This window comes from Streptomyces olivaceoviridis (genome assembly GCF_014650115.1).
GTDB classification, from domain to species: Bacteria; Actinomycetota; Actinomycetes; order Streptomycetales; family Streptomycetaceae; genus Streptomyces; species Streptomyces olivaceoviridis.
This window is the reverse complement of the sequence record NZ_BMUI01000003.1, coordinates 93,019-105,078: the sequence shown is the minus strand read 5'-3', so window position 1 is coordinate 105,078 and position 12,060 is coordinate 93,019. Positions and strand designations below refer to the sequence as shown.

At 71.9% G+C, this 12,060-nt stretch carries 11 protein-coding genes and 1 riboswitch; all 11 genes read left to right on the top strand.

Features of this window, described 5'->3' with window-relative positions:
- Nucleotides 1-5 precede the first annotated feature (5 nt).
- Nucleotides 6-1,511 carry a serine/threonine-protein kinase gene (locus IE273_RS06960; RefSeq protein WP_189814619.1) on the top strand — a complete coding sequence of 502 codons (1,506 nt, stop codon included), beginning with the start codon at nt 6-8 and terminating at the stop codon, nt 1,509-1,511.
- Between the two features lie 153 nt (nt 1,512-1,664).
- Nucleotides 1,665-2,492: a glycoside hydrolase domain-containing protein gene (locus IE273_RS06955; protein ID WP_189814266.1), complete on the top strand. Its 828-nt coding sequence runs from the start codon at nt 1,665-1,667 to the stop codon at nt 2,490-2,492.
- 156 nt (nt 2,493-2,648) lie between these two features.
- Nucleotides 2,649-3,299 (top strand): SurA N-terminal domain-containing protein, encoded by a 651-nt coding sequence (locus IE273_RS06950; protein WP_189814265.1) that lies wholly within the window; start codon nt 2,649-2,651, stop codon nt 3,297-3,299.
- A 109-nt stretch (nt 3,300-3,408) separates the two neighbouring features.
- Nucleotides 3,409-4,398: a nucleoside triphosphate pyrophosphohydrolase gene (locus IE273_RS06945; RefSeq protein ID WP_189814264.1), complete on the top strand. Its 990-nt coding sequence runs from the start codon at nt 3,409-3,411 to the stop codon at nt 4,396-4,398.
- 70 nt (nt 4,399-4,468) lie between these two features.
- Nucleotides 4,469-5,761: a cytochrome P450 family protein gene (locus IE273_RS06940; RefSeq protein WP_189814263.1), complete on the top strand. Its 1,293-nt coding sequence runs from the start codon at nt 4,469-4,471 to the stop codon at nt 5,759-5,761.
- Nucleotides 5,762-5,989: 228 nt separating this feature from the next.
- Complete coding sequence (locus tag IE273_RS06935; protein WP_189814262.1) at nt 5,990-7,081, top strand: LysM peptidoglycan-binding domain-containing protein; 1,092 nt, start codon at nt 5,990-5,992, stop codon at nt 7,079-7,081.
- A gap of 183 nt (nt 7,082-7,264) precedes the next feature.
- Nucleotides 7,265-7,437, top strand: a riboswitch (cyclic di-AMP (ydaO/yuaA leader).
- A gap of 4 nt (nt 7,438-7,441) precedes the next feature.
- The gene (locus IE273_RS06930) at nt 7,442-8,155 is read left to right on the top strand and encodes a LysM peptidoglycan-binding domain-containing protein (protein ID WP_189814261.1); all 714 of its coding nucleotides are present in this window, start codon (nt 7,442-7,444) and stop codon (nt 8,153-8,155) included.
- A 317-nt stretch (nt 8,156-8,472) separates the two neighbouring features.
- Nucleotides 8,473-9,774 (top strand): phosphopyruvate hydratase, encoded by a 1,302-nt coding sequence (gene eno, locus IE273_RS06925; protein ID WP_041665249.1) that lies wholly within the window; start codon nt 8,473-8,475, stop codon nt 9,772-9,774.
- A gap of 105 nt (nt 9,775-9,879) precedes the next feature.
- Entirely contained in the window at nt 9,880-10,356 is a 477-nt protein-coding gene (locus IE273_RS06920) for an FtsB family cell division protein (RefSeq protein WP_189814260.1), read from the top strand.
- Nucleotides 10,357-10,405: 49 nt separating this feature from the next.
- Complete coding sequence (locus IE273_RS06915) at nt 10,406-10,975, top strand: DUF501 domain-containing protein (RefSeq protein ID WP_189814259.1); 570 nt, start codon at nt 10,406-10,408, stop codon at nt 10,973-10,975.
- Nucleotides 10,972-11,913 carry a Ppx/GppA phosphatase family protein gene (locus IE273_RS06910; protein WP_189814258.1) on the top strand — a complete coding sequence of 314 codons (942 nt, stop codon included), beginning with the start codon at nt 10,972-10,974 and terminating at the stop codon, nt 11,911-11,913. Before IE273_RS06915 ends, IE273_RS06910 begins: the two co-directional genes overlap by 4 nt.
- The last annotated feature ends 147 nt before the right edge of the window (nt 11,914-12,060 follow it).

Sequence of the window (12,060 nt, the reverse complement as noted above, 5' to 3'; positions counted from 1 at the left end):
GACGCATGGTCGCCGGCCGTTATGAACTGTCCACGCTCATCGGGCAGGGCGGCATGGGCCAGGTCTGGACGGCCTACGACCGCCGGCTCGACCGGCGCGTGGCGGTGAAGCTGCTGCGCCCGGACAAGGTGGCGGGCCAGGAGGCGGACGAGCTGCGCCGCCGGTTCGTGCGCGAGTGCCGGGTGACCGCGCAGGTGGACCATCCCGGTCTGGTGACGGTGCACGACGCGGGCAGCGAGGGCGAGGAGCTGTTCCTCGTCATGCAGTACGTCGACGGCGCCGACCTCTACGACCACCTCGCCGAGCACGACCCGTACCCGTGGCAGTGGACGGTCGCGGTGGCCGCGCAACTGTGCGCCGTGCTGAGCGCGGTGCACGCCGTGCCGATCGTGCACCGCGACCTCAAGCCGCGCAACGTGATGGTGAAGCAGGACGGCACGGTCACCGTCCTCGACCTGGGCGTGGCCTCGGTGATGGACACCGACACCACCCGCCTCACGCACACCGGTTCCCCGATCGGCTCGCCCGCCTACATGGCGCCGGAGCAGGCGATGGGCGGCGCGGTCGGCCCGTACACCGACCTGTACGCCCTCGGTGTGCTGATGCACGAACTGCTCAGCGGCGAGGTGCCGTTCGCCGGTTCCACGGCCCTGGGCGTGCTGCACCGGCACCTGTACGAGCCGCCGCTGCCCGTGCGCCGGATCCGCCCCGAGGTCCCCGAGGCGCTCGAAACCCTGGTGCTGCGACTGCTCGCCAAGGACCCGCAGCACCGGCCGGCGTCCGCGCAGGAGGTGTACGAGGACCTGGCGCTGCTCCTGCCCGCGCGCGGGACGCCCACGGGCGCTCCCCTGGACCCCACGCGTCCCTTCCTGCGCCCGCACGCCCCCTGGCCGGACCGCGCGCGGACCCCCGCGCCCCAGCCCGCACCGGCGCCACCGGTGGCCGAGAAGCCCGATGTCGCCGCCGCCGTGGACGAGGTCAAGCGTCTGCTGGGCGAGGGCCGCATCACGCAGGCCGTCGACATCCTGGGCGCGATCCTGCCGGCCGCCGCCGAACAGCACGGCGAGCTCTCCCCGGTCGTACGCACCCTGCGCAAGCAGTACGCGGCCACGCTCATGGACGACGGCCAGTACCGGCGCGCGCTGCCCGAACTGCGCCGGCTCGCCGACGAACGCGCCGCCGAGGCCGGCCAGGCCGACCCGCAGTCGCTGCGCTACCGCTACGAGGCGGCCCAGTGCCTGGAGCAACTGGGCGAACCGGCGGCGGCGCTCGCCGAGTACCGGGCGCTGCTGCCGTACTACGAGAACCAGTACGTCTCCGGGGACCCGCAGCTCGCCCACGAGGTGCGCCGCCGCATCGGCCACCTGCTGCTCGCCCTCGGCGACCGGCCGGCCGCCCACGACACCCTCGCGCGGCTCGTGCTGGACGTCGAGCGGCTGCACGGACCGGGCCATCCGCTGGCCGTGGAGATCCGCCGCACCCTCCAGTGGCTGGGGCAGGTACGCGGGTAGCCGCGCGGGGATTTTGCCGGGTCCTGGGAGAATCTTGTGCACTCACGGGGTTCCTGTTTCCCGGTGGTAGACCCGGCGCTCGATACGTTTCGCTTCGTTTTCGCCAGGCACGCACACGCGGGAAGCGCCGTGCGACGAGCAGGGGTGGGGTTCATGGCCGGTCATCGGCAGTCGAAGAAGCGCAGGTACCTCATCTGGGCGGTGGCCGGCACGGCCGTCGTCGCCGGGGCCGGGATCGCCGCGCAGACCTCCATGGCCGCCACCACCTGGCCGGCCCAGAAGACCTTCACCGGCCGCGCGTTCGACACCTGCACCGCGCCCTCGCTGTCGGCCATGAAGGCCTGGCACACCGGCTTCTACGGCGCCGCCGCCGTCTACGTGGGCGGCAAGAACCGCGGCTGTGCCCAGCCCAACCTCACCGCCTCCTGGGTGAAGTCGGTCAACTCCCTGGGCTGGAAGCTCATCCCGATCTACGTCGGCGCCCAGCCGCCCTGCCAGAGCGGCTCCAACCCCGAGAAGCTGACCGCCACCACGGCCGCCTCCCTCGGCGCCACCGACGCGGCGGACGCCGTCGCCAAGGCCTCCGCGCTCGGCATGAAGGCCGGCAGCCCCATTTACCTGGACATGGAGCCGTACGACACCGCCGACAAGGCGTGCAACACCGCCGTGCTGACGTATGTGCGCTCCTTCACGAAGACGCTGCGCGCCAAGACCTACCGCGGCGGCTACTACGGCTTCAGCAGCTCCAGCGCCAAGGCCGTCGCCACCGCGTCCGACAAGACGGACCTGCCGGGCAACCTCTGGTACGCGCTGTGGGACAAGCAGAACACGACGACCGCGGACTGGCCGTGGGGCGCGACCCAGTACACGAACCACAGCCGCGGCCACCAGTACATGGTGAACAGCAAGGAGGCGCACGGGGGCGTCACGCTGACCGTCGACCGGGACGCCTGGGACGCGCCGGTGGCCATCGTCGGCTGACCCGGCCGACCCGGCGGCCCCTCGGGGAGCGGCGCGGCGGTGCCCGAAGCGCGCGCGAATCGTTGGTCGAATGGGTTGGCCCCAGCCTGCTCACTGCCTACCATCGATCACCGCAAGACCTTGTGCACCGTCGCACAATCTCCCTTGGAGGTCCCCTTGCACCGCCGCCGTCGCACCGCGCTCGTCCTCACCGCCGCGATCGCCGCCGCGGCACCCCTGCTGACCGCCTGCGGAAGCGACGCGCACCCGGGCGCCGCGGCCGTCGTCGGCGGGCAGCGGATCACCGTCGCCCAGCTGGAGAGCCGGGTCGACGAGGTCCGTCGGGCACAGCGGGCAGCGGTGCCGGACGAGACGCAGTACCAGCAGGTCGTCTCCTCCACCAGCGCCCTCACCCGCGACACCCTGCACAACATGGTGCTCGACCGGGTGCTGCACCGCGCCGCGAAGGACGCGGGCATCACCGTCACCCGCAAGGAGATCCAGCAGATGCGCGGCGAGCTGGAGCGGCAGGCCGGCGGCGGCAAGGGCCTGGAGACGGCCTGGTTGCAGAAGTACGGCATCGCCCCGGCCCGCCTCGACGACAACCTGCGGCTGCAACTGGAGGCGCAGAAGCTGGCCGCGCGGCTCGGTACCGACACGAGCCAGCCCGCCTTCTGGAAGGCCCTGTCCAAGGCCTCGGAGGAACTCCACGTGGACCTCAACCCGCGCTACGGCTCCTGGGACGTGCAGAAGAGCAGCCGCGTGGACGCCGGGACGCCGTGGGTACGGGAGGTCACGACGGCGGGCGGGGAGCCGGTGACGGCGTAGACGCGCCATGGACCGGCGCGGCGGAGCGTCCAGTCCTACGATCACACGGTCCTACCGGGCCTGTGGACAACCCGATCCGCTCCCTCGCCCCGTGGGTTACGTTCGGATCGTGAACGAAACCAGCCCCGAAGCCCGTGGGGAAGCCGCCCCCGGCCGCATCGTCCTGCTCACCACCAGCCACCGCGTCGCCCCCGGTCTGCTGTCCTGGCCCGCCTGGCAGGCCCTGCGCGCCGCCGACGCCGTGCTGTGCGCGGACGGCGCCCATCCGCAGCTGCCGTATCTGCGCGAGGCCGGGATAGCGGTGGCGGAGACGTCCCCCACCGCCCAGGAGCTGGTCGACGCCTGTGCCGGAGGCCGGACGGTGGTGGTCGTGGCCACCGGCGAGGGAGAGCCCGCCCTCACCGACGGCCTCGCCCGGCTGGCCGGCTCCGGCCGGGTCGCCATGCCGGAGCTGGAGCTGCTCCCCGCCTCCTACGACCTGCCCGGTGCCCGCCTGCTGGACCTCGTGCAGGTCATGGACCGCATCCGCGCCGAGTGCCCGTGGTCCTCCCGGCAGACCCACGAGGGCCTGGCGAAGTACGGCATCGAGGAGGCGTACGAACTGGTCGAGGCGATCGAGGCCGGCGACCGCGCGGAGCTGCGCGAAGAGCTGGGCGACGTCCTCCTCCAGGTCGTCTTCCACTCCCGCATCGCCGAGGAGGACCCGGACGCGCCGTTCTCCGTCGACGACGTCGCCGGCGGCATCGTCGCCAAGCTCATCCACCGGCACCCGCACGTCTTCGGCGACGAGGAGGCCGAGACCCCGGAGGACGTCAAGGAGCACTGGCTGCGCACCAAGGCCGAGGAGAAGCGGCGCACCTCGGTCACGGACGGCGTCCCGCTCGGCCAGCCCGGCCTGGCCCTCGCCGCCAAGCTCGCCTCCCGCACCCGCACGGCGGGCCTGGACGTCCCGCTGCCGCAGGGGGACGGCATCGGCTACGAACTGCTGGCGCTGGCGGTCCGCGCCGAGGCGGCGGGCACCGACCCGGAGGCGGCCCTGCGGGCGGCGGCCCGCGCGTACCGGGACGCGATACGGGCCGCCGAGGGCCTGCCCGCCTAGCCCCACCGCACCGCCGCCGCCCGCCCCCGCCCGGCCCGACGCTCCCCGGCGAGCCGGATACGGTCGAGGAGTGACCGACCAGCCCCACCCCGCCCAGCCGTCCTCCCACCGGGACCAGCCGGCCCCCGCCCTCTTCACCTGGGAGTTCGCCACCGACCCCTACCCCGCCTACGCCTGGCTGCGCGAGCACGCCCCCGTGCACCGGACGCGGTTGCCGAGCGGGGTGGAGGCCTGGCTGGTCACCCGGTACGCCGATGCCCGGCAGGCCCTGGCCGACCAGCGGCTCAGCAAGAACCCGGCGCATCACGACGAGCCCGCGCACGCCAAGGGCAAGACCGGCATCCCCGGCGAGCGCAAGGCCGAGCTGATGACGCATCTGCTGAACATCGACCCGCCGGACCACACCCGGCTGCGCCGGCTGGTCAGCAAGGCCTTCACGCCCCGCCGGGTCGCCGAGTTCGCGCCCCGGGTGCAGGAGCTGACCGATCACCTCATCGATCAGTTCGCGCGGCGCGGATCCGCCGACCTCATCCACGAGTTCGCCTTCCCGCTGCCCATCTACGCCATCTGCGACCTGCTCGGCGTCCCGCGCGAGGACCAGGACGACTTCCGGGACTGGGCGGGCATGATGATCCGGCACGGCGGGGGCCCCCGGGGAGGCGTCGCCCGGTCGGTGAAGAAGATGCGCGGCTACCTCGCCGAGCTGATCCACAAGAAGCGCGAGGCGCTGCCCGCCGAGCCCGCGCCCGGCGAGGACCTGATCTCGGGCCTCATCCGCGCCTCCGACCACGGCGAGCACCTCACCGAGAACGAGGCCGCCGCCATGGCCTTCATCCTCCTGTTCGCCGGCTTCGAGACGACCGTCAACCTCATCGGCAACGGCACCTACGCCCTGCTCACGCACCCCGATCAGCGCCGGCGGCTGGAGGAGTCCCTGGCGCGCCGGGAGACGGAGCTGCTGGCGACCGGCGTGGAGGAACTGCTGCGCTTCGACGGCCCGGTGGAGCTGGCCACCTGGCGGTTCGCCACCGAGCCGCTCACCATCGGCGGACAGCGGATCGCGCCGGGCGACCCGGTGCTCGTCGTCCTCGCCGCCGCCGACCGGGACCCGGAGCGGTTCGCCGACCCGGACGTGCTGGACCTCGCCCGCCGCGACAACCAGCACCTCGGTTACGGCCACGGCATCCACTACTGCCTCGGCGCGCCGCTCGCCCGCCTGGAGGGCCAGACCGCGCTCGCCACCCTGCTCACCCGGCTGCCCGATCTGCGGCTCGCCGCGGACCCGGCCGAACTGCGCTGGCGCGGCGGACTCATCATGCGCGGCCTGCGCACCCTCCCGGTGGAGTTCACCCCCGGCGCCTGAGGCGCAGTGCCGGAACACACCGCCCGAACACACCGTCCGACCTGGTCCGGCACGGTCCCACACCACCTCTTCAAGGAAACATGACAGGCATTCAACTCTGTGATCTTCACGTGATCTGTGCGGCATGAACTTGTGACAAGTGATCGTCTGCCGATACGTTCACCCATCAGCGCGGCGACCGGGCTCCATCCGCCGCGCCGGTCCTGCTGTCGCTCGAAAGGCTTCTGCATGCTCTCCGGGAACGGCCGACACCGTCGCCCCCGTCAGGCCCCGGCTCTCCTCGTCGCGGCCGGAGTGACCGGCTCCGCCATCGCCATCCCGCTCCTCGGCGCGGCGAGCGCCAACGCGGCCGACGGCACCACATGGGACAAGGTGGCCGAGTGCGAGAGCGGCGGCTCCTGGAGCGCCGACACCGGCAACGGGTACTACGGCGGCCTCCAGATCTCGCAGGAGGACTGGAACGCCTACGGCGGCGGCCAGTACGCGGCCAGCCCCGACCAGGCCAGCCGCAACCAGCAGATCGCCGTCGCCGAGAAGATCCTCGCCGACAAGGGCACCACCCCCTGGGCCACCTGCGCCCTGCTGTCCGGTCTGACCGAGGACTCGGGTGCGACGCACGTCGACACGGGCGTCGGCGGCTCCGGCGGCTCCGGTGGCTCCAGTGGTTCGGGCAAAACGTCCGGATCAGCAGGCAACTCCGGTACATCCGGTGGATCCGGTTCATCCGGCAACTCCGACTCGTCCGGTCTGCCGGATTCGTCGCCCTCCGCCGACACGGACTCCGACACCAACTCCGGCTCCGGGAACGGCTCCTCCTCGGACAAGGCCACCACTCCGAGCGCCAAGCCGGACAAGGACGCCGGCGCGCCGACCGGTTCCAAGGGGACCGACACCCCCAAGTCCGACAAGTCCACCGCGCCGGACACCGGAAGCCCGCGGGGGGCCGACAGCTCGCCCACGGCCGCCCCGGACACCGGCATCGAGGACAACCCGCAGCAGGCCGCGGGTTCCTGGAGCCTGGTCGACACCGGGTCCCTCGGCGGCGGACGGCACCGGGGCGCGAGCGCGGACGAGAGCGGCACGGACGAAAGCGTGACAAACGGTCAGAGCGCCTCGTCTTCCGGCCGGCACGCCTCCCGTGAGGCGGACACGTACACCGTCCGTCAGGGCGACACCCTCGCCTCCATCGCCGACTCCCTTGACGTCGACGGCGGGTGGCGCGCGCTGTACGCCGGCAACAAGAAGTCCATCGGGGCCGACCCGAACCACATCAGTGCCGGTCAGACCCTGGACGTCGAAGGCGAAGCGGGCGGCGAGTAGGGAGAGTTGGCGTCCCACTTAGTGCCTTGATGTCCGGTTTGGTGAAAGTGTGGGATGAGTCTCAGAAGCCCTGATCGTCTTTGAAATTCCGCCGATCACGTGTCTACGGTCGGGACCGCTCGTCACCACGAGCCCCGGCCGCCGCAACGCCGAATCCTGCCAGCGGTCGCCCGGGAACAGTCGTCGCGTCAAGCGCCGTAGGCAGGAGCGGGGGACCCAAGGTAAGTGCCGGGCCCGGCGGTTGACGCCGGAACCGGCTTGGGGTGAAGCCGCATCCCGCGTGAGCGGAGTGCGGCCGGGCAACTCAACCGGCCCGAACCCGACAGCTCACCTCGCAGGCGTCGGTGAGGGGATCGATCCATGCTGTTCTCCAGCAAGGGCAAGCACCGTCGCCCGTCCAAGGCCGTCCGCGCCATCGCGCTCGCCGGTGTCACCGGTGCCGCCGTCGCCGCCCCGCTGATGGCGGCCGGCAACGCCTCCGCCGCCACCGCCTCCCAGTGGGACGCGGTCGCCCAGTGCGAGTCCGGCGGCAACTGGTCCATCAACACCGGCAACGGCTACTACGGCGGCCTTCAGTTCTCCGCCTCCACCTGGGCCGCGTACGGCGGCACGCAGTACGCCGGCACCGCCGACAAGGCGAGCAAGGCGCAGCAGATAGCCGTCGCCGAGAAGGTCCTCTCCGCTCAGGGCAAGGGCGCCTGGCCGGTCTGCGGCACGGGCCTGTCCGGCACCCCGTACAACGGCTCCGCCCCGAGCACCTCCGCCCCGAGCACCTCCACGAACTCGGGCGGCTCCACCGCCACCCGCTCCACCGGCGAGCAGGCCGCCTCCCGCTCCGCCGAGCGTCCGGCCGCGAGCGCGGGCAAGAGCCAGGGCAAGACCGTCACCACCCCGACCGGCAAGAAGGTCAAGAAGGGCGACGGCGAGTACAAGGTCGTCACCGGTGACACCCTCAGCTCCATCGCCGAGAAGCACCACGTGCGGGGCGGCTGGCAGAAGCTGTTCGAGCTGAACAAGGACATCGTCGAGGACGCCAACCTGATCTACCCGGGTCAGCAGCTGCACCTGAAGTAGGACCCCGCCCCCAGTCCGGGCACGGGCCCGCGCGTCCGCGCGGGCCCCGCTGAAGGCCCTCTGAGGGCCGCCCCCCGTCCCCACGGGCTCCCCGCCTCCCCGCCCCGGTGCGTGTTCCCCCGTACGCACCGGGGCGGGGATTTTTGCGTCCACCGACCCCTGAACCCTTTGTTTCGGTGAGAAACAAAAGGTACCGTCGGCTTGTCCACGGGGCGGTCGGTCGGTGGCCGACGGCCCCGGGACGGTTAGGCTCTAGTCGCAAGGCACAGCCGTAAGGCACACCGCCCCGCACTTCCAGCGTCACATCCAAGAAGGAGATGCTCGTGCCGTCCATCGACGTCGTCGTAGCCCGGGAAATCCTGGACTCCCGAGGCAACCCCACGGTCGAGGTCGAGGTCGGCCTCGACGACGGCAGCACGGGTCGTGCCGCCGTCCCGTCCGGCGCCTCGACCGGCGCCTTCGAGGCCATCGAGCTCCGCGACGGCGACCCGAACCGCTACCAGGGCAAGGGCGTCGAGAAGGCCGTTCTCGCCGTGATCGAGCAGATCGGCCCGGAGCTGGTCGGTTACGACGCCACCGAGCAGCGCCTGATCGACCAGGCCATGTTCGACCTGGACGCCACCGACAACAAGGGCTCCCTCGGCGCCAACGCCATCCTCGGCGTCTCGCTCGCCGTCGCGCACGCCGCCTCCGAGGCCAGCGACCTCCCCCTCTTCCGCTACCTGGGCGGCCCGAACGCGCACCTGCTGCCGGTGCCGATGATGAACATCCTGAACGGCGGCTCGCACGCCGACTCCAACGTGGACATCCAGGAGTTCATGATCGCCCCGATCGGCGCGGAGTCCTTCTCCGAGGCCCTGCGCTGGGGCACCGAGGTCTACCACACCCTGAAGAAGGTCCTGAAGAGCAAGGGCCTGTCCACCGGCCTCGGCGACGAGGGCGGCTTCGCCCCGAACCTCGGCTCCAACCGTGAGGCCCTCGACCTCATCCTGGAGGCCATCAAGGAGGCCGGTTACATCGCCGGCCAGCAGATCGCCCTCGCGCTCGACGTGGCCGCCTCCGAGTTCTACAAGGACGGCAAGTACCTCTTCGAGGGCAAGGAGCGCTCCGCCGCCGAGATGACGGAGTACTACGAGGAGCTCGTGGCGGCCTACCCGCTCGTCTCCATCGAGGACCCGCTGTTCGAGGACGACTGGGCCGGCTGGAAGGTCATCACCGACAAGCTCGGCGACAAGGTCCAGCTGGTCGGCGACGACCTGTTCGTCACCAACCCCGAGCGCCTCGCCCGCGGCATCGAGGAGGGCGCCGCCAACGCCCTGCTGGTCAAGGTCAACCAGATCGGCTCGCTGACCGAGACCCTGGACGCCGTCGAGCTGGCCCAGCGCAACGGCTTCAAGTGCATGATGTCGCACCGCTCCGGCGAGACCGAGGACGTCACCATCGCCGACCTGGCCGTCGCCACCAACTGCGGCCAGATCAAGACCGGTGCCCCGGCCCGCTCCGAGCGTGTCGCCAAGTACAACCAGCTGCTGCGCATCGAGGAGATCCTCGACGACGCGGCGGTGTACGCGGGCCGCAGCGCGTTCCCGCGTTTCCGGGGCGGGATCTCCAAGGGCTGACCCAACCTGGCGTAAGGCTTAGCCAGTCGTACGTACGTCCCCGTACTCGGTCCCGTACCGTGTCCGGGGACGTACGCGCGTGTGAAAGGGGAGGCGGAGAGACAGATGGCCGTGAGGGACCGGGACCGTTTCTCCACCGCGACCAGGCTGCGGCTGCTCGGCGAGCAGACCGCGGCCCGCGTCTACCGCTCCCAGACCAAGCGCCAGGCCCGCCGCTCCCGGCTCACCGGCCGCGCGGCCCTGCTCGCGCTGGTGCTGTGCACGATGATCGTCGCCCTCGCCTATCCGATGCGGCAGTACGTGTCCCAGCGCGAGCAGATCGCCGACCTCCAGCGGCAGCGGGAGCAGGCCCGTGAGCGCGTCGAGCAGCTGCGCGACCTGAAGGCGCGCTGGCAGGACGACGCCTACGCCGAGCAGCAGATCCGCCGCCGGCTGCACTATGTGATGCCCGGCGAGACCGGGTACGTGGTCGTCGACCCGAACGCGGCCAGGCAGTCCCGCGCCGACCTCGGGGCCGCGCACCGGCCCTGGTACACGAACGTCTGGGAAGGCGTCGACAAGGCCGACGCCTCCGAGCAGTGACCGGCCCGTCCGGTCCGGCAACCGACAGAACCCCACCCGGAAAGCAGTCATGGAAACCCCTCCGCCGCCCACTCCGCGCACCGAGCCCACCGACGCGGACGTAGAGGCCTTCAAGCAGCAGCTGGGCCGCCCGCCGCGGGGCCTCAGGGCCATCGCGCACCGCTGCCCGTGCGGTCAGCCGGACGTCGTGGAGACGGCACCGCGCCTGCCCGACGGCACGCCCTTCCCGACGCTGTACTACCTGACGTGCCCGAAGGCGTCCTCCGCCATCGGCACGCTGGAGGCGAACGGCGTGATGAAGGAGATGACCGAGCGGCTTGGCCGCGACCCCGGGCTGGCCGCCGCGTACCGGGCCGCGCACGAGGACTACATCCGGCGCCGGGACGAGATCGAGGTCCTCCAGGGCTTCCCGAGCGCGGGCGGCATGCCGGACCGGGTGAAGTGCCTGCACGTGCTCGTCGCCCACTCGCTGGCCGCCGGCCCGGGCGTGAACCCGCTCGGCGACGAGGCCCTGGCGATGCTGCCGGAGTGGTGGCGCAAGGGCGCGTGCGTGACGCTCGACAGCGGCGACAGCGGTGAGAGGGACGGGCGCGACGACAGCGAGGGGGACGAGAAGTGACCCGCGTGGCCGCCATCGACTGCGGCACCAACTCCATCCGTCTGCTGGTCGCGGACGCCGACCCGGCGACGGGCGAGCTGACCGACCTGGACCGCCGGATGACGATCGTGCGACTCGGCCAGGGGGTCGACCGCACCGGCCGGCTCGCGCCCGAGGCACTGGAGCGCACCTTCGCCGCCTGCCGTGAGTACGCGGACGTCATCAAGGAGCACGGCGCCGAGCGCCTGCGGTTCGTCGCCACCTCCGCCTCGCGCGACGCCGAGAACCGCGAGGACTTCGTGCGCGGTGTGCTGGACATCCTCGGGGTCGAGCCGGAGGTCATCACCGGTGACCAGGAGGCCGAGTTCTCCTTCACGGGTGCCACGAAGGAGCTCACCGGCCGCGGCGACCTCACCCGGCCCTACCTGGTCGTGGACATCGGCGGCGGCTCCACCGAGTTCGTCGTCGGCGGCGACCACGTGCGTGCCGCCCGGTCGGTGGACGTCGGCTGTGTACGGATGACCGAGCGGCACCTGGTGCACGGCGGAGAGGTGAGCGACCCGCCCACCGAGGACGAGATCGCCGCCATGCGGGCCGACATCGAGGCGGCCCTGGACCTCGCCGAGCAGTCGGTCCCGCTGCGCGAGGCGCACACCCTGGTGGGCCTGGCCGGGTCCGTCACCACGGTGTCCGCCATCGCCCAGGAACTGCCCGCGTACGACTCCGCGCGCATCCACCACTCCCGGGTCTCCCGGGACCGCGTGCGCGAGATCACCGAACGGCTGCTGCGCTCCACGCACGCCGAGCGCGCCGCGATCCCCTCCCTGCACCCGGGCCGGGTCGACGTCATCGGCGCCGGCGCCCTCGTGCTGCTCGCGATCATGGAGCGGATCGGCGCCGAGGAGGTCGTGGTGAGTGAGCACGACATCCTGGACGGCATCGCCTGGTCCGTGGCGTGAGTCCGGTCCGTGCCCCGGGGCGTGGCGTGGCTCTCTTTTGTTACTGGACGGTAGCCACCTGCTGAGCAGGTTGGATAACGTTTGAGCGGTGTCCGGGGCCCCCTTGAGGGGCCCTTGGTCATACCCGCGTGGGAACCTTCGTGAAGT